Source organism: Reyranella sp., assembly GCF_052439685.1.
In the GTDB taxonomy this organism is placed as follows: domain Bacteria; phylum Pseudomonadota; class Alphaproteobacteria; order Reyranellales; family Reyranellaceae; genus Reyranella.
Window position 1 is genome coordinate 468,418 of record NZ_JBQVQG010000002.1, and the last position, 16,437, is coordinate 484,854.

Annotated in this window: 16 protein-coding genes and 2 tRNA genes; 12 read left to right on the forward strand and 6 right to left on the reverse strand. The window is 66.6% G+C overall.

Going from position 1 to position 16,437, the window contains the following annotated elements; translation table 11 throughout:
• Window positions 1–73 precede the first annotated feature (73 nt).
• The 4 genes from ACT6UX_RS05315 to ACT6UX_RS05330 form a co-directional block, all read right to left on the reverse strand.
• Entirely contained in the window at window positions 74–2,755 is a 2,682-nt protein-coding gene (locus ACT6UX_RS05315) for a valine--tRNA ligase (protein ID WP_444774093.1), read from the reverse strand.
• 68 nt (window positions 2,756–2,823) lie between these two features.
• Entirely contained in the window at window positions 2,824–3,435 is a 612-nt protein-coding gene (locus ACT6UX_RS05320; RefSeq protein WP_444774094.1) for a DUF2497 domain-containing protein, read from the reverse strand.
• Entirely contained in the window at window positions 3,432–4,895 is a 1,464-nt protein-coding gene (locus ACT6UX_RS05325) for a TolC family outer membrane protein (RefSeq protein WP_444774095.1), read from the reverse strand. The genes ACT6UX_RS05320 and ACT6UX_RS05325 overlap by 4 nt, the downstream gene beginning before the upstream one ends.
• Window positions 4,896–4,979: 84 nt before the next feature.
• Window positions 4,980–5,639 (reverse strand): protein-L-isoaspartate O-methyltransferase family protein, encoded by a 660-nt coding sequence (locus tag ACT6UX_RS05330; protein WP_444774096.1) that lies wholly within the window; start codon window positions 5,637–5,639, stop codon window positions 4,980–4,982.
• A gap of 125 nt (window positions 5,640–5,764) precedes the next feature.
• Here ACT6UX_RS05330 and ACT6UX_RS05335 point away from each other — a divergent pair.
• The 3 genes from ACT6UX_RS05335 (at window position 5,765) to ACT6UX_RS05345 (ending at window position 6,678) form a co-directional block, all read left to right on the forward strand.
• Window positions 5,765–5,838: transfer RNA gene (locus ACT6UX_RS05335), tRNA-Cys, on the forward strand.
• A gap of 95 nt (window positions 5,839–5,933) precedes the next feature.
• Window positions 5,934–6,008, forward strand: a tRNA-Asn gene (locus ACT6UX_RS05340).
• Window positions 6,009–6,063: 55 nt separating this feature from the next.
• Window positions 6,064–6,678: an NUDIX domain-containing protein gene (locus ACT6UX_RS05345; RefSeq protein WP_444774097.1), complete on the forward strand. Its 615-nt coding sequence runs from the start codon at window positions 6,064–6,066 to the stop codon at window positions 6,676–6,678.
• Window positions 6,679–6,687: 9 nt separating this feature from the next.
• Here ACT6UX_RS05345 and ACT6UX_RS05350 read toward each other — a convergent pair whose 3' ends face one another.
• Entirely contained in the window at window positions 6,688–7,827 is a 1,140-nt protein-coding gene (locus tag ACT6UX_RS05350) for a hypothetical protein (RefSeq protein ID WP_444774098.1), read from the reverse strand.
• A 164-nt stretch (window positions 7,828–7,991) separates the two neighbouring features.
• On the opposite strand from ACT6UX_RS05350, the gene ACT6UX_RS05355 reads away from it, so the two are divergent.
• From ACT6UX_RS05355 to ACT6UX_RS05380, 6 genes are all read left to right on the forward strand, one after another.
• On the forward strand, window positions 7,992–8,993 hold the full coding sequence (locus tag ACT6UX_RS05355) for a cysteine synthase A (protein WP_444774099.1): 1,002 nt from the start codon (window positions 7,992–7,994) through the stop codon (window positions 8,991–8,993).
• A gap of 10 nt (window positions 8,994–9,003) precedes the next feature.
• The gene (locus ACT6UX_RS05360) at window positions 9,004–9,918 is read left to right on the forward strand and encodes a ribokinase (RefSeq protein WP_444774100.1); all 915 of its coding nucleotides are present in this window, start codon (window positions 9,004–9,006) and stop codon (window positions 9,916–9,918) included.
• Window positions 9,919–9,927: 9 nt separating this feature from the next.
• Window positions 9,928–10,629, forward strand: coding sequence for an alanyl-tRNA editing protein (locus ACT6UX_RS05365; RefSeq protein ID WP_444774101.1), 702 nt, complete (start codon window positions 9,928–9,930; stop codon window positions 10,627–10,629).
• Between the two features lie 133 nt (window positions 10,630–10,762).
• Window positions 10,763–11,620 carry a 3-mercaptopyruvate sulfurtransferase gene (gene sseA, locus ACT6UX_RS05370; protein ID WP_444774102.1) on the forward strand — a complete coding sequence of 286 codons (858 nt, stop codon included), beginning with the start codon at window positions 10,763–10,765 and terminating at the stop codon, window positions 11,618–11,620.
• 38 nt (window positions 11,621–11,658) lie between these two features.
• On the forward strand, window positions 11,659–12,855 hold the full coding sequence (gene metC / locus ACT6UX_RS05375) for a cystathionine beta-lyase (RefSeq protein ID WP_428682559.1): 1,197 nt from the start codon (window positions 11,659–11,661) through the stop codon (window positions 12,853–12,855).
• Between the two features lie 124 nt (window positions 12,856–12,979).
• Window positions 12,980–13,756, forward strand: a complete 777-nt coding sequence (locus ACT6UX_RS05380) for a methyltransferase domain-containing protein (protein ID WP_444774103.1) — start codon at window positions 12,980–12,982, stop codon at window positions 13,754–13,756.
• 16 nt (window positions 13,757–13,772) lie between these two features.
• On the opposite strand, the gene ACT6UX_RS05385 is transcribed toward ACT6UX_RS05380, so the two are convergent.
• Entirely contained in the window at window positions 13,773–14,261 is a 489-nt protein-coding gene (locus ACT6UX_RS05385) for a Fur family transcriptional regulator (RefSeq protein ID WP_444774104.1), read from the reverse strand.
• Window positions 14,262–14,357: 96 nt separating this feature from the next.
• Here ACT6UX_RS05385 and hisI point away from each other — a divergent pair, with 96 nt between their 5' ends.
• The 3 genes from hisI to ACT6UX_RS05400 are packed head-to-tail and all read left to right on the forward strand — an operon-like array spanning window position 14,358 to window position 16,426.
• Window positions 14,358–14,768 carry a phosphoribosyl-AMP cyclohydrolase gene (gene hisI / locus ACT6UX_RS05390; protein WP_444774105.1) on the forward strand — a complete coding sequence of 137 codons (411 nt, stop codon included), beginning with the start codon at window positions 14,358–14,360 and terminating at the stop codon, window positions 14,766–14,768.
• Window positions 14,765–15,238 carry a hypothetical protein gene (locus tag ACT6UX_RS05395; RefSeq protein WP_444774106.1) on the forward strand — a complete coding sequence of 158 codons (474 nt, stop codon included), beginning with the start codon at window positions 14,765–14,767 and terminating at the stop codon, window positions 15,236–15,238. Before hisI ends, ACT6UX_RS05395 begins: the two co-directional genes overlap by 4 nt.
• Window positions 15,239–15,253: 15 nt before the next feature.
• Window positions 15,254–16,426, forward strand: coding sequence for an MFS transporter (locus ACT6UX_RS05400; protein ID WP_444774107.1), 1,173 nt, complete (start codon window positions 15,254–15,256; stop codon window positions 16,424–16,426).
• Window positions 16,427–16,437: the final 11 nt, after the last annotated feature.

Sequence of the window (16,437 nt, forward strand, 5' to 3'; positions counted from 1 at the left end):
CATAATCGCACGGTGGATACTGGAGATCACCTCTTCGCCACCGCCGGCAATCGCTCTGCGAGCCGTTCGCTGGCTAGACGCCCAACCTCTCCAGCGCCGTGCTCAACCGCGCGCCGGTCTGCTCGGCCTGCGCCCGGCGCTCGCGCTGCTCCTCGACGACCTCTTCCGGCGCGCGTGCGACGAAGGCGGCGTTGGCAAGCTTGGCGTCGATCTTGCCGACCTCGTCGGCGAGCTTTTTGATTTCCTTCTGGAGACGCGCGCTTTCGGCCTTGAGGTCGATCACGTCGCCGACCGGGAGGGCATAGGTCGCCTCGCCGACCACGATCTGCAGCGACGCCTTGGGCGCCGATGAAGCCGCCTCGACGCCCTCGATGCGGGCCAGGCGTTCGATGGCCGGGCGATGCGTCTCGAGGCGCGCCGCAGTCATGTCATTGCCGCCGATCACCAGCAGCTTGAGCTTGGCACCAGCCGGCACGTTCAGCTCGGCACGCGCCGACCGAATGTCCTGGATCAGCTTCACCAGCCAGCCCATCTCGGCATCGGCCGCTGCATCGACGGCCGCCGGTGCGGGCCAGGGCTGGCCGATCAGCGGTCCATGTTCGGCACGGTGGCCGAGCTTGTCCCACAGCTCCTCGGTGATGAACGGCATGACCGGGTGCATCAGCTTCACCGTCTCGCGCAGTACGAAGGCCGTGACGGCGCGCGTCTCGTCCTTCTCCGGCCCGTCGGCGCCCTGCACGATCGGCTTGGTGAGCTCGACATACCAGTCGCAGACGATGCCCCAGACGAACTCGTAGAGGGTGGACGCGGCCTCGTTCAGGCGGAAGTCGGTCAGCGCCTTGTCGATCGCCAGATTGGCGCGCGCGAGTTCGCCCAGCATCCACTTGTTGACGGGGAGCCTGGCCGACGCCGGATCGAATCCCTTCGGCAGCGCCGCACCGTTCATCTCGGCGAAGCGCGTCGCATTCCACAGCTTGGTCGCGAAGTTGCGCGCGCCCTCGACACGGGCCGGCGCGAGCCGCAGCCGGCCGGCCTGGGAGGCGGCCAGCGACGTCATGGTGAAGCGCAGCGCGTCGGCGCCGTACTTGTCGATCAGCTCCAGGGGATCGATCACGTTCCCCTTGGACTTGGACATCTTCTGGCCCTTCTCGTCCGTCACCAGCCCGTGCAGGTAAACGGTGCGGAACGGCACCTCCTTCATGAAGTGCATGCCCATCATCATCATGCGGGCGACCCAGAAGAACAGGATGTCCCAGCCCGTGACGAGCGTGCTGGTCGGATAGTATTTCGCCACTTCCGGCGTCTGGTCCGGCCAGCCCAGGGTCGAGAACGGCCACAGGGCCGAACTGAACCAGGTATCGAGAACGTCAGGGTCGCGTTCGAGCGTGACGTCCTTGCCGTAATAGACCCGCGCCTCTTCCTTCGCCTCTTCCTCGGAGAGCGCCACGAAAACCTTCTTGTCCGGCCCGTACCAGGCCGGGATCTGGTGTCCCCACCACAGCTGGCGCGACACGCACCACGGCTCGATGTTCTCCATCCAGCGGAAGAAATCCTCGCGGCCGCGCTCGGGCACGAACTTCACGCGGCCGTCGCGCGCGGCGGCGAGCGGCGCCTCCGCGAGCTTCTTGGCGTCCGCGTACCACTGCTCGGTGAGATAGGGCTCGACCGGCACGCCGCCGCGATCGCCGTACGGCACTGCATGCGTGTGCGGCTCGATCTTCTCGACGAGACCCAGCTCTTCCATTTCCCCGACGACGACCTTGCGCGCCTCGAACCGGTCGAGGCCGCGATACTTCTCCGGCGCCTTGTCGTTCACCCGTGCGAACTTGTCGAAAATGTTGATGGCTTCAAGATTGTGTCGGCGGCCAACCTCGAAATCGTTGAAGTCGTGCGCCGGCGTGATCTTGACGGCGCCAGAGCCTTTCTCCGGGTCTGAATATTCGTCGCCCACGATGGCGATCCGGCGGCCGACCAGTGGCAGCACCGCATGCTTGCCGATGAGGTGCTTCCACTTCGGGTCGTCGGGATGCACGGCGATGCCGGTGTCGCCCAGCATGGTCTCCGGCCGCGTCGTGGCGACGACGATGAACTCGTCCGGGCTGCCCTCGATCGGGTACTTGAAGTACCAGAGATGGCCCTTCACCTCGCGCGACTCGACCTCGAGGTCGGAAATCGCGGTCAGCATCTTGGGGTCCCAGTTGACTAGCCGCAGATCCTTGTAGATCAGGCCCTGCTTGTAGAGTTCGACGAACACCTTGAGCACGGCCTTCGACAGGCCCTCGTCCATGGTGAAGCGCTCGCGGCTCCAGTCGCAGGAGGCGCCGAGCCGGCGCAGCTGGCTGGTGATCGTGCCACCGGAATAGGCCTTCCACTCCCAGACCTTGGCCAGGAATTCCTCGCGGTTCAGCAGCTTCTTGTTGGCATCGTTGCGGGCGGCGCCCTCGACTGCGAGACCGATTCCTTCCTGCTCGAGGTTGCGCACGACCACCATCTGCGTGGCGATGCCCGCATGGTCGGTTCCGGGCTGCCAAAGAACGTCATCGCCCTTCATGCGGCGCCAGCGGATCAGCACGTCCTGCAGCGTGTTGTCGAGCGCATGGCCCATGTGGAGGCTGCCCGTGACGTTGGGCGGCGGGATGACGATGCAGTACGGCTGCTTCGGCGACTCGGGATGGGCGCGGAAAGCCCCGGCCTTCTCCCACTCTGGGTAGCGGCGGGCCTCGATTTCCTTGGGGTCGTAGGTCTTGTCGAGCATCTTCTGGCCTTAAACGAAAAACGCCACGGTTGCGACACCGTGGCGATGATTGAGGGTGGCGCCCGGGGTCAGCGGCGAGTCAGCCGCGCAATCTCGCGTTCGACATAGCGCTCGACCATCGGCGGCAGGTTGGTGTCCAGCCATTCCTTGAGCATCGGGCGCAGCATTTCCTTCACCAGCTCCTCGATCGTCTGCCCGGCGCCGCCGACCCTGGGGCCGGGATCGGTTGCCGTCGGCGGCGGCACGCTGTCCTGGACTGCCTGGTTCAGCCGCGCAAAGGCCGAACTGGTGGCGCCCGCGACGCCCGCTCCGACCAGCGTTTCGCCGGCGCCCGCCTTCGCGGCCGGCTTCTCGCTGACGGTAGGTTCCGTGGAGGGCTGCGGCATCTCGGCCACGTTCACGGGATCGATCGGCGGCATCGCTGCGGGCTGTTCGTTCGGCATCGACTTGGGTTCTTCCACGATCTCGGTGAGCAGTAAGACGTCGTCGCGCGGCGCGGAGGGCAACGCAGACGGCAGTACGGGAGGTATCACGAGCGGACGCTCGGCGGGCCCGGCGTTGGCACTGCGCAGGCCCCCGACCTGGGCGCGGGCCTCGTCATCCGAGATGATCTTGCGGATGGACGCCAGGATATCATCCATCGAGGGGTCCTGGCTGGGACCGCTCCTCGCGTCGCTCATTTGCCGCCGCTCCCCATCGGGGCAGCCCCGGCCACGCCGGCCGGCGAAGTGGACGGCGGGATGTTGCCCGTACCGGATTCGCCACTGCTGCCCCAGCCGATCCAGCGGGAGCCGACATCCCTGTAGTAGCGCTCCTCGTCGTAATACTCGACCGGCAGCGCCAGCGTCCGGGCGGTCAGGCGACCGATACCCGCCAGCACGCCGTAGTAAGCGACCTGCACGTCATGGCGAGCCTGGATCAGGTTGACCTGCGAGTTGAGAAGCTCCTGCTCGGCGTTCAACACGTCCAGGGTGGTGCGCGAACCCACCAGCGCTTCCTGCCGCACGCCGTTCAAGGCGACTTCGTTGGCGCGGACCTGCGATTCGAACGACGTGACGCGCGAGCGCGAGGAATCGAGCTGGCGCCAGGCCCGGATGACGTTCTCCGCCACGGCGCGTCGGGCGCTGTCCAGCTCGTTGCGCCGCTGTCCGACCAGCTCGCGGGCCGAGCGGACGCGCGACCATTCGCTGCCGTTCTGGAAGATCGGGATCACCGCCTGGAGGCGGACAGCGTAATTGTAATACTTGTCGTTCGGAACCTGCAGGTCGAACTGCTGCTGCAGCGCCCCCACCAGGTTGACCTGCGGCAGCAGGTCACCGACCGCCGAGTTCACGCCGTAGTTGGCGGCCGTGATGCGATGCGCGGCGGTGACGGCGCGGGGGCCAGCATCCATCGCCAGGCCGATCGCTTCCTCTTCGGACGACGGCAGGCCGCCGATCAGAGGGATCTCGCCCAGCTTGCCCGGCTTCTTGCCGATCGTGCGCTGGAACGCCGCTTCGGCGATTCGGACCTGGGTCTCGGCCTGCACCAGGTCGGCCTTGGCCAGTTCCAGGCGCGCCTCGGACTGCGATACGTCGGTGATGGTCAGTTCGCCGACCCGGAAACGTTCGCGTGTGGCGTCGAGCTGCTGCACCAGCACCCGCACGTTGTTGCGGCGGGCGTCGGCGATGCCGATGTTCTGCACGAGGTCGGCATAGGACGTCACCGCCGACAGCAGCACGTTCTGCTCGGTGTCGGCGAGCTGGGCACGCTGCGCCTGAATGTTGGACTGGGCCTGCTTGGTCTCGGCAATCGTCTTTCCGCCGCGGAACAGCGGCTGGACCACCTGCAGGGTCGTGAACTTGCCGTTCAGCGCATAGAAGGTCGGCGAGCTGCGCTGCGAGTACGAGTCCTGCTCGACCTTGTTGTATTCGACGTTCAGGGTGACACGCGGACGCCAGTTGGCGACCGCCTGAGACAGGGTCTCATCGGTCTGCCGCAGGATCGCGCGGCTGGCCAGAAGATCGGGGTTGCTGTTGTAGGTCGTCGACAGCGCCTCGACCAGGCTCTGCGACCACGCGCTGGGAGCTCCCCCGAGCCCGACCGCCAGGATGCACGCGGCCGCGGTGCGGGCATGCCTCAAACCGGGCCGGATACGCATTGCTTTACCCTCATCTTTGGATGGCACCCTAGCATCAGGCGCAACACTGTGGGTAGCCCTCGGCATGGGAAAGACCTGAACGCGTCAGAAGGTAAAGCGGGCGGGCCGCGCGAAACCCGGCAGCAAGGGCGTGCCGGCATCGAACAAAGGCCGCCCCGACACCACTCCGCCCTGCTTCACGAAGAGATGCGCAACCCCGAGCGCGCCGCTCGGATCGGCAATGACCGTCGCCAGGCGCCCACCCTCGGCGAGCTGATCGGCGATGGCCCCAGGAACTTCCGGCACCGCGCCTTCGATCAGGACGATGTCATAGGGAGCGGATGCTGCGGCGCCCTGCTCGGCCGGGCCCGCCACCTGCTCGACGCCGGTCACGCCCAGTTCCTGCAGGGTCTTGCGGGCAGCTGCGGCAAGGCCCGCATCGGCCTCCACTGCTACGACCGACTTCGTCAGCCGGCCCAGAATGGCCGCCCCATAGCCCAGGCCGGCGGCTGCGACCAAGGCCTTGTCCTCGGGGCGAGGCTGAAGGATCTGGATGAGACGCGCCAGCACCATCGGCTCCATCATGAAGCGCCCGTTGCCCAGCGGCACGTCATCGTCGGCGTAAGCAACCGACCGCAGCGCCTCGGGCAGGAAACGCTCCCGCGGCAGTTCGCTGAGCGCCGCCAGCAGTCCGGCATCGTTGACCCGGTTGGGCCGGAGCTGCCCGTCCACCATGTTGCGTCGCGCGAGCGCGAAATCCGTCATCGGCTGCCCCCTAGATGTAGCGGTGTTATATAGGCGGCAGCGGACGACAGCGTCAAAGGTCTCTCCGTCGCGCCCGGCTTGACCGGTCCGTCACACCATGAGTATAGCACCGCGCGCTTTCGTGCGGCCCGGTAGCAAAGCGGCTATGCAGAGGACTGCAAATCCTTCCAGGCCGGTTCGACTCCGGCCCGGGCCTCCACGAATGCACAAGCGAGAGGTCTTGCATGAGCCGACATGCTCTGTCACAAGACCGCGCCTTCGCGGCAGAGTTACCGCCGTCGCGACGAGTTTCATTCCGGAGTAGCTCAGCGGTAGAGCAGGCGACTGTTAATCGCCCGGCCGTAGGTTCGATTCCTACCTCCGGAGCCAATTGGGGGCCGTTCTCGAAAGAGAGCGGCCCCTTTTCGCTTATGGAGTGCATGTCATGCCTTCGGTCGCGCTGCCCGGTGAAAAGGCCGAACTGCTCGAACGGACGGTAGCCTTCCAGGGCTACTTCCGTCTCGCCCGCTACCGGTTCCACCACAGCCTCTACCGCGGCGGCGTGAGCGGCGCGTTCGACCGCGAGGTCTTCGAACGTGGCCAGGCTGCCGCCGTGCTGCCCTACGACCCGGTCCGCGACGAGGTCGTGCTGATCCGCCAGTTCCGTGCCGGCACCTTCGCGGCCGGGCGCCATCCCTGGTGCTGGGAGATCGTGGCCGGCATGATCGAGGACGGCGAGACGCCGGAAGATGTGGCGCGGCGCGAGGCGGTCGAGGAGGCCGCGATCGAGATTCAGGATATCATGCTGCTCTACAGCCTCGTGCTGAGCCCCGGCGCCTGCTCGGAAACCTGCAACATTTTTCTGGGACGGATCGATTCCACCGGCGTCGGTGGCGTCCACGGGCTCGCCACGGAGAACGAGGACATCCTCGTGAAGACGATGCCGTTTGCCGACGCGCTGGCACTGCTCGCTCGCGATGAGATCGACAACTCGGCCGCCGTGATCGCCCTGCAATGGCTCGCGCTCCACCGCGACGAGCTCCGCAATCGCTGGCCCTGAGGCGTCGCCCTACTCGTAAAGAAACCCGACCGGCCTGCCCTGGGTACGTTGCGGCCGCGCCTCCGTACGGGTGACGATGCGGCCGGCCAGCCCGTCGATCTCGTCGCGCTGGGCCGTCGTCCATCGGCGGAGATCGTCCATGCCCTTGAGGAGGCCGAGCCGGAGAAGCTGCGTATTCTCCCCCAGCCCCACCAGCGTCGCCGCGTTTTTCCCGGCGGTGATCGAATCTCCCATCGCGAGTTCGAACCGCTTGCCCGCCCCGTCCTTGAACTCGGCGGTGCCGCGAATGACGCGGTAGACCACGACCTCGCCCTTCCCCAGTCCCGTGATGTCGGCGGCACCGGCCGTGCCCTTGGGCAGCAGGGACTGGCCGCGCGGGTCGGTGGCAATGATGTGGCCGACGACAAGATGTCCGCTTGGCGCCACGATAGCGAGGTCACGGACGTGGGCGGGCATGGGTGATTTCACGATGCCGTCGGGCAACGGACGGTAGAGCGCGTCGAGCGACAGCGGATCCTGGAACCAGAAGCTCGCCGCCGGCGGGCGGTCGTGGAACGGATGGCTCCAGGCCAGACGCGGCGTCTCGGCCTCGTCGATCTCGTCCGAGTGGACCACCGTGGGATTGGGGAAGGTCGTCGGCTCGGTTATGAACGCCTCGATGAACTTGCCCGAGTAGCCCATGGAGAGCGGATCGGGCACGACCGTCTGCGCGGTCTTGAGGTTCGCGTCCGTCGGAAGTCCCGACCAGCTGTAGGAACTCTGCCGGTGCACGATCGCGCTCTGCAGGATCAGCGCGCCCGGCCCGACATGATGCAGCAGCCCGTCATAGTCGAAGGTGAAGAGCCCCGACGTGACCAGCACCAGCTGGAAGCCGCCCGGTGGAAGATGGAGGTGGAAATCGGTCGGCCCGGCGTCCGGCCGGTAGATCGGCAGGTTCGTCGCGACTTCCTGCAGCAGGAAGGCCTCGTTGTTTGCCTGGAAACCGTTGATCACGCGATTGTAGAGCGCCTGCGGTCGATAGATCGGGTCGTAGGTCGCGTCCCGATCGCGGTCGATGGCCACGAAGTCCTGATGATTGAGACGGATGGGATCGCCGTTCGGATGAACGAGGCTCGCCCAGTTCGAATGGACAGCGGCAGGCGCACTCATGGGATCTTCCAATCTGGGCCCTGCAGGGCGCACGAGCCCGATAGGGACCATGCGAATTCCGGGCCAATCATGCCGCCAAACGGTATCGTCCGGTTGCGATCCCCCCTGCTCCCTGTCTACGGTCCGGCTCGGGGGCGGCGCAGCGTCAGCAGAGCGAGTAGGTCATGAACGTCCGGTCGGGTTTCATCGATAGCATCGGCAACACGCCGCTGATCAAGCTGCGCGCCGCCTCCGAGGCGACGGGCTGCAACATCTACGGCAAGGCCGAGTTCCTCAATCCGGGCGGCTCCGTGAAGGATCGCGCCGCGCTTGCCATCATCGAGGACGCGGAGAAGAGCGGGAAACTGAGGCCGGGCGGCGTGATCGTCGAGGGCACGGCCGGCAATACCGGGATCGGCATCGCACTGGTCGCCAATGCGCGCGGCTACCGCTCGGTCATCGTAATGCCGGAGACGCAGAGCCAGGAGAAGAAGGATATGTTGCGCCTGTGTGGCGCCGACCTGCGCCTCGTCCCGGCCGCGCCCTACTCCAACCCCAACAACTATGTCCGCTTCTCGGGTGCGCTGGCCGAGGAGCTGGCGACCAAGGAACCGCACGGCGCGATCTGGGCCAACCAGTTCGACAACACGGCCAACCGGGACGGCCACTACCGCACGACGGGGCCAGAAATCTATGACCAGACCGACGGCAAGGTCGACGGTTTCACCTGCTCGGTCGGCAGCGGCGGCACCCTGGCCGGCGTGGCGCGGGCCCTGAAGGAGCGGAACCCCGAGATCAAGATCGCGCTCAGCGATCCCATGGGCTCGGCGCTGTTCAACTGGTTCGCCAAGGGCGAGCTCAAGGCCGAGGGAAACTCGGTCACGGAAGGCATCGGCCAGGGCCGCGTCACGGCCAATCTCGAAGGCACGCCGATCGACATGGCCTATCAGATCACCGACGAGGAGGCCCTGCCCGCCCTGTTCGACCTGATCGAACATGAAGGCCTGGTGCTGGGCGGCTCGACCGCCATCAACGTCGTGGGCGCCATGCGCCTCGCCCGCGAACTCGGACCGGGCAAGACCGTCGTCACCATCCTCTGCGACGGCGGCAGCCGGTATCAATCCAAGCTCTTCAACCCGGACTTCCTGCGCGAGAAGAACCTGCCGCTCCCGCGCTGGATGGCGTGAGCGCGCCCGCATGAGCCGGGTCGTCGTCTGCGGCAGCCTCAACATGGATGTCGTCGTGCAGAGCGCCCGGCGGCCCGCGCCGGGGGAAACGCTCCTGGGCGCGGAAGTCTCGTTCCTCCCCGGCGGCAAAGGCCTCAACCAGGCGATCGCCTCGGCGCGGCTCGGCGTGCCCACTGCCATGGTCGGCGCGGTCGGCGACGATGCCTTCGCCAACAGCCTGCGCGGTTACCTGGCCGACAACGACGTCGACAGCACCGGCGTGACCGAGATCGACGGGCCGGCGACGGGCGTGGCGCTGATCCAGGTCGCGGAAGGCGACAATTCGATCACCGTCGCGTCGGGCGCCAACATGCACTTCACCGCCGCGATGCTGCACGACGAGCCACGCCGCGACGAAGTGTGGGTGGCGCAGTTCGAGACGCCGCTTGCCGCCACACAGGAAATCCTCACCCGCGCCCACGCGGCCGGCGCCCGCACCGTCCTCAACCTCGCGCCCTATGCCGAGCATCCGTCAGCGCTGCTGCAATCGGTCGATGTCGCCGTGCTGAACGAGATCGAGCTCTCCCAGGCGACGGGCACCAGGCTCGACTCGGCGAGTTCGATGGACGACGTCGTCGCGGCCTGCAACGTCCTGCGCGAGCGCGGCGCGCGAGCCGTGATCGCGACATTGGGCCCGCGCGGCGCCGTCGTCGTCGGCGCGACGGGCGTCGACACCATTCCCGCTTTCCAGACGGAAGTCGTCGACACGACGGGCGCCGGCGACTGCTTCGTGGGTGCCCTGGCCTCGCAGCTGGCCGCAGGGCGAACACCGGCGGAGGCCGCACGGTTCGCCAGCGCCGCAGCCTCCTGCTCGGTCGAACGCCTGGGCGCCGCGCCAGCCATGCCGACCGGCGACGAAGTTGCGGCGCGTCTGGCGAAGGCCTAAATCCCGGTCATGGTCGAAGAACTCTTCAGGCAGGACGCCTACATCAAGGAAACCGACGCCACCGTGACCGCCGTCGAGGAGCGCGGCGTGCGGCTGGACCGCTCGATCTTCTATCCCACCGGCGGCGGGCAGCCCGGCGACACCGGCCTGCTGCGCTGGGACGGTGGCGAGGCGCGGATCGTCGATTCGGTGAAAGCCGACGGCGGCGACGTGCTGCACGTGCTGGCCCCGCATGCGCCACGGCCGGATGTCGGGACCAAGGTCCATGCGATCCTCGACTGGGAGCGTCGCCACCTGCACATGCGCATGCACACGGCGCTGCACGTGATTTCGGCGGTCATCAAGGGCAACGTCACCGGCGGCCAGGTCGGAGCGGACAAGAGCCGTCTCGACTTCAATCTCGAAGGCGAAGTCCCGACCAAGGAATGGGTGACCGAGGAGGTCAACAAGCTGATCGCGCTCGACCGTCCGGTGACGCAGCAATGGGTCACCGACGAGGAACTGACGTCGCGCCCCGAGCTCGTGAAGACGATGAGCGTGCGGCCGCCAATGGGCGCCGGACGCGTCCGTCTCCTGTCGATCGAGGGCGTCGACCTGCAGGCCTGTGGCGGCACCCACGTCGCCCGCAGCAGCGAGATCGGCAGGGTCGAATGCATCAAGATCGAGAACAAGGGAAAGATGAACCGGCGCTTCATCATCGCGCTGGCCTAATTCAAGTTCCTCTCCCCCGCTCGGGGGAGAGGTTGGGTGAGGGGGTTGCGCACAACCTTCGACGCCCCCCTCACCTAGCCTCTCTCCCCCTCGCGGGGGCGAGCAACATGAAAGCCTAAGAGGAAGAGTTCCCATGGACTATGCAAGGCCCGACGCCCTCGTCAGCACCGACTGGCTTGCCGCCCGGCTCGATGCGCCCGACGTGCGCGTCGTCGACGGCTCTTTCTACCTGCCAGCGCAGAAGCGCGATCCCAAGGCCGAGTTCGTGAATCAGCACATTCCGGGCGCGGTGTTCTTCGACATCGACGAGATCGCCGACACGACCAGCCCACTGCCGCACATGCTGCCACCGCCGGAGAAGTTCTCCGCCCGCGTCCGCAAGCTGGGCCTCGGCGACGGCAACAAGATCGTGATCTACGACACCACGCCGATGACCGGCGCCTGCCGCGTGTGGTGGATGTTCCGCGCCATGGGTTACAAGGACGTGTCGGTCCTGAACGGCGGCCTGCCGAAGTGGATGAGCGAAGGCCGGCCTGTCACCGACGATCCGACGCCGCCGCGCGAGCGCCACTTCACGTCGCGCCTGAACAATACGCTGGTCCGTTCGGTCGACGACGTGCTGGGCCTGATCGAAAGCAAGCGTGAGCAGATCGTCGACGCCCGCGCCGCCGCTCGATTCCGCGGCGAGGCGCCGGAGCCGCGTGCGGGCCTGCGGGGCGGCCACATGCCGGGCGCCTTCAACCTCCCCTACAACGAGCTGCTCGATCCGACGACCGGCGCGATGCTGCCGGCCGACAAGCTCGCCGCCCGCATCGCCGCCTCCGGCATCGATCCGTCGAAGAAGGTGACGGCGAGCTGCGGCTCCGGCGTCACCGCCTGCGTCATCGCGCTGGCCCTCTATCTCACCGGCTCTCCCGAGGCCGCGGTCTACGACGGCTCGTGGACCGAATGGGGCGGCCGCGCCGATACGCCCATCGTCACCGGCCCCTGATCTCCGATCTCCCTTCAACGCCTTGCCATAGTCGAGTCATGACCTCCAAGAAAACCTATACCCGCCCCGACACCGTTCTGGCCGTCTCCGGCCGCGACCCGGACAACAATTTCGGCATCGTCAATCCACCCGTCTATCACGCGTCGACGATCCTCTCGCCGACCATGGACAAGTTCGAGAACCGCATTCCGTTCGAGGGCTTCGGCTACGGCCGCAACGGCACGCCGACGCAGAAGGCCCTGGAAGACGCCGTCGCCGCCATCGAAGGCGCGCACCGCTCCATCGCCGTTCAGTCGGGCCTGGCCGCCGTCACCGGCGCCATCGTGGGCTTCCTCAAGACCGGCGACCACATGCTGGTGACCGACAATGCCTACGGTCCGGCGCGCCGCTTCGCCAACACGACCCTGAAGGGCTTCGGCGTCGAGACGACCTACTTCGACCCGATGATTGGCGCTGAGGGCATCGCCAAGCTGATGCGCCCGAACACCAAGGTCCTCTATCTCGAGGCGCCGGGCTCGCAGACCTTCGAGGTCCAGGACGTCGACGGCATGGCCGCGGTCGCGAAGAAGGCCGGCGCGACCGTGATGATCGACAATACCTGGGCGACGCCGCTCTACTTCAAGCCATTCGACCATGGCTGCGACATCTCCATCCACGCCGGCACCAAGTACATCGTTGGCCACTCGGACGCGATGATGGGCATCATCTCCTGCGCCACGCGCGAGATGTTCGAGACGGCGAAGACGGCCTGCCAATCGTTCGGCTTCCACGCCGCCCCCGACGATTGCTACCTCGCGCTCCGTGGCCTGCGCACCATGGGCGTACGCCTGCGCCATCACGAGAAGAGCGGCCTCGAGATCGCGAACTGGCTGAAGACCCGGCCCGAAGTCGACAAGGTGCTGCACCCGGCCCTGCCCGACTGCCCCGGCCACGAGAACTGGAAGAAGCAGTTCCAGGGCTCGTCGGGTCTGTTCTCCTTCACACTGCGCGACGGCATCAAGCGCCCCGCCGTGGCCGCCATGCTCGACGGCATGGACATCTTCGGCATGGGCGCGAGCTGGGGCGGCTACGAGAGCCTGATGATCCCCGCCCATCCCGACCAGTATCGAACCGCCGTGCCGTGGCCCGAGGGCAAGCAGCTCCTGCGAGTCCATATCGGACTGGAAGATGTCGAGGATCTGAAGACCGACCTGGCCGAGGGCTTCGAGCGCCTGAACCGGGCGCATAACGCTTGATCCACCCTCGTCGTCATGGACTGAGCCGCTCGACGAGCGGCTCAGTCCATGGATTAATTACGACGCACGAGCCTGCCTGTACTGCCGGTCTTCCGATCGATAGTGGAAATGCCAGAGCACGTTCATGCGTTCCTTGAATCCAGAATGGTCACCCGACAGCTTTCATGCTCGGGTTGCTGCGCTGGCAGAGATTCCTGCGAATGGAAAAGTACTGGACCTCGGCTGCGGCAAAGGTCTGACTTTGCCCTATCTCCTAGCGGCATCGGGACCATCAGGCGAAGTTGTTGGGGCAGATCGCGACCAGCGGAGCCTTGATGCGATCAGGTCAGGATTTCCCGAGGAGATCGCTAACGGTCGCCTCACACTGACCAACGTCAGGATCGACGACACGCTACCTTTCCTGGCAGAGCGTTTCGATTCGATCGTCTGTCAGAACGTCATTGAATGCATCCCCGACAAAGGGGCATTGCTTACGGATATCGCACGAATTCTGAAGCCCGGAGGCGTTGCAGTCATTGGCCATCATGATTTTGATGGCGTGCTGCTGGCAAGCGATGACCGCGACCTGACAAGGCGTTTGGTTCATGGATACGCCGACCATACTCAGGAATGGCAAGAAGTCTCGGACGGTCAAATGGGACGGCAACTTCCCGGCCTCGTTGGCGCCAGCCCGCTCTCGACAGCTGTCACGGAGACCGTACTGTTCGTGGATCGAACGCTGTCGAGGAATAGCTATGCCCGGCAACATCTCGAGGGAATGGTCTCTCTAGCGCGAGAGTCCGGCGTTACAGATGATGAGGCAGGGGCATGGCTGGCCCGCCTTGAGGCTCGCGCCGAGGCCGGCCAATTCTATTATGCCTTGCCGTGGGTGTACGTCGTTTCCCGGTTGCCTTCACCCTAGGGCAGCGAACGGTCAATCAGGCGTCCCGGCACTCGCCGCAGATGCCGGTCACTTCCAGGGTCATGTCGCGCGCGGTGAAGCCGCGGCGGGTGGCGCTGGCGGCGATGGCGTCGGACAGGCCATCGCCTTCGATCTCCTCGGCGTTGCCGCACTCGCCGCAGATCAGGAAGAAACCGCGATGGGCCTCGCCCGGATGGCTGCAGCCGACGAAGGCGTTCATGCGCTCGATACGGTGGATCAGTCCGTTCTCGATCAGGAAGTCGAGCGCGCGGTAGACGGTGGGCGGCGCCGAGCCGAGGTCCTCGTTGCGCAGACTGTCGAGCAGCGCATAGGCGCCGACCGGCTTGTGGCTCGACCAGACGAGTTCCAGCACCCGGCGACGCAGCGGCGTGAAGCGCAGGTCCTTGGCGGCACAAAGTTTCTCGGCCGCGGCGATTGCGTCCTCGACACAGTGCTCGTGATCGTGGGCGTGCCCGGTGGGCGCCGCTTTGGCCGGTTTCTTCACGGGACTCCGATTTGCCAACGGATTGAGCGACGATTATACGCGCCGTTCCTTCCGGAGGCCAAGGCTCGCCCCATGTCCCCAGTCATGCCCCCTGCAATGACCCCGACCACCTACCGCCAGCCCGAGATCGACGCGGCCCTCGCCGTCATCAAGTTCGATGCGCAGGGTCTCGTGCCGGCGATCGCCCAGCAGCACGACACCGGCGAAGTGCTGATGATGGCCTGGATGGACCGCGCCGCCGTGGCCGAGACGATGCGCACGGGCCGTGCGTGCTACTGGTCGCGCTCGCGCAAAGGCCCATGGCGCAAGGGCGACACGTCGGGTCACATCCAGACCCTGGTGGAGCTGCGCATCGACTGCGACGGCGACACGCTGCTGGCGCTCGTCGAGCAGACCGGCGTCGCCTGCCACACCGGCCGGCACAACTGCTTCTTCCGCGCGGTGCGGGGCGGCGTGCTGGCGGAGATCGCCCCCATCGAGATCGACATGGAGAAGGACAAGGTTTGAGCACCCTCGCATCGACTCGTCGCGGCTTCCTGCTCTCGGCCACGCTCCTGCCGCTGGCCGCCTGCACCACGACGCCCGCGCCCAAGTACACGCTCTCGCCGCGCGGCGACCGTCTGGTGGCGCTGATCCAGAGGACCGGGCGGGACAACATGACCGCGCCTGAGGCCTTCGCGCTGATGGGCATCACCAACCAGGGTCGCGACATTCCGGTGCGCCAGCTGGCCGACGACGGTGACGACGGCCGCTACGTCGTGAACCTCGTGAACATCCGCAAGTATCACGAGTTCGTCTTTCAGCGCCGCCAGGGCGACGTACTGATCCTCCATTCCGCCGATACCGCCTTCAAGCGCCTCGTGAGCGTGCGCTACGCCCGCAACGGCAAGCCCACCGTCATCGCGGACACCGCTTTCGCCGAGCAGGATTTCCAGCAGCAGACCGCCTTTTGGTTCGACCGGATACCCGGCCGCTAGTATTGTGACGGTGAGATGACAATCACCGTCTCGGTACCCTCCACCGCCCGCCGCACCCTCACCGTCTGCGGCGGCGCGCATGCCCTGCACGATGGCTTCACCGACCTCCTGAACGTCCTCTACCCGCTGCTGCAGTCACAGTTCGGCTTGAGCTACGGCGCCATCGGCGCGCTGAAGACCTGTTATTCCGGCGCCATGGCCACCGGCCAGATCCCGTCGGGCCATCTGGCCGAACGCTTCGGCGGTGTCCGTATCCTGGCCATCGGCACGCTGCTGATCGCCGGCGGGTACACACTGGCGGGACTCAGCGGCTCGCTCTACGGCGTCATTGCTGGGCTACTCCTCGCCGGCTTGGGCGCCAGTACCCAGCATCCCATCGGCTCCAGCCTGGTCGCCGCCGCCTATCACGGCCCGCGCTCCCGCACGGCGCTCGGCACCTACAATTTCACCGGCGACGTCGGCAAGGTCCTGTTGCCGGCCCTCTTCGCCCTGATCGCGGCCTCGCTCGGGTGGCAGCAGGCACTGGTCGTCATGGCCGCCCTCGCCGTCCTTGGCGCCGGCATCATCCTGGCCTCGCTGAAGCCCATCGTGATGCACGGCACGGCGGAAGCGTCGAAGGCGGTCGCCGGACAGGACCGGCCCTGGGCCTACTGGCTGCTGTTCTCGATCCACATCGCCGACGACCTGGTGCGGACCGGCTTCCTGATCTTTCTGCCGTTCCTGCTGCGAGACAAGGGCGCCGACCTGCCGACGATCGGCCTCGGCCTGTCGTTGATGTTCGCGGGCGGCGCCGCCGGCAAGCTGGTGATGGGCTGGGTCGGTCAGAAGCTCGGCGTCGTGCCGTCGGTGCTGCTTACCGAAGCCGCCACGACCCTGTTCATCCTGGCCGCCCTGCCGCTCTCGCTCGACTTCGCTCTGCTGCTGCTGCCGGCCGTGGGCCTGGTGCTGAACGGCACCTCGTCCGTCCTCTACGGCACCATCCCGGAATTCGTCAGCCCGGAGCGGCGGACCAAGGCCTTCGCGGTCTTCTATACCGGCGGCTCCGTCGCCGGCGCGACGGGCCCCTTGCTGTTCGGCCTGTTCGGCGACGTGGTGGGCCTCACCACGGCGCTCGTCGCCGTCGCCTGCGTCGCGCTCACCACCCTGCCGATGGTCTGGGCGCTACGGCCGGCCTTCGCCGACGACTGACGGGGTTTGGC

Coding starts and splice junctions, on each gene's coding strand:
- ACT6UX_RS05315 (WP_444774093.1), bottom strand. CDS start 2,755: ATGCTCGACAAGACCTACGACCCCAAGGAAATCGAGGCCCGCCGCTAC.
- ACT6UX_RS05320 (WP_444774094.1), bottom strand. CDS start 3,435: ATGAGCGACGCGAGGAGCGGTCCCAGCCAGGACCCCTCGATGGATGAT.
- ACT6UX_RS05325 (WP_444774095.1), bottom strand. CDS start 4,895: ATGCGTATCCGGCCCGGTTTGAGGCATGCCCGCACCGCGGCCGCGTGC.
- ACT6UX_RS05330 (WP_444774096.1), bottom strand. CDS start 5,639: ATGACGGATTTCGCGCTCGCGCGACGCAACATGGTGGACGGGCAGCTC.
- ACT6UX_RS05345 (WP_444774097.1), top strand. CDS start 6,064: ATGCCTTCGGTCGCGCTGCCCGGTGAAAAGGCCGAACTGCTCGAACGG.
- ACT6UX_RS05350 (WP_444774098.1), bottom strand. CDS start 7,827: ATGAGTGCGCCTGCCGCTGTCCATTCGAACTGGGCGAGCCTCGTTCAT.
- ACT6UX_RS05355 (WP_444774099.1), top strand. CDS start 7,992: ATGAACGTCCGGTCGGGTTTCATCGATAGCATCGGCAACACGCCGCTG.
- ACT6UX_RS05360 (WP_444774100.1), top strand. CDS start 9,004: ATGAGCCGGGTCGTCGTCTGCGGCAGCCTCAACATGGATGTCGTCGTG.
- ACT6UX_RS05365 (WP_444774101.1), top strand. CDS start 9,928: ATGGTCGAAGAACTCTTCAGGCAGGACGCCTACATCAAGGAAACCGAC.
- sseA (WP_444774102.1), top strand. CDS start 10,763: ATGGACTATGCAAGGCCCGACGCCCTCGTCAGCACCGACTGGCTTGCC.
- metC (WP_428682559.1), top strand. CDS start 11,659: ATGACCTCCAAGAAAACCTATACCCGCCCCGACACCGTTCTGGCCGTC.
- ACT6UX_RS05380 (WP_444774103.1), top strand. CDS start 12,980: ATGCGTTCCTTGAATCCAGAATGGTCACCCGACAGCTTTCATGCTCGG.
- hisI (WP_444774105.1), top strand. CDS start 14,358: ATGACCCCGACCACCTACCGCCAGCCCGAGATCGACGCGGCCCTCGCC.
- ACT6UX_RS05400 (WP_444774107.1), top strand. CDS start 15,254: ATGACAATCACCGTCTCGGTACCCTCCACCGCCCGCCGCACCCTCACC.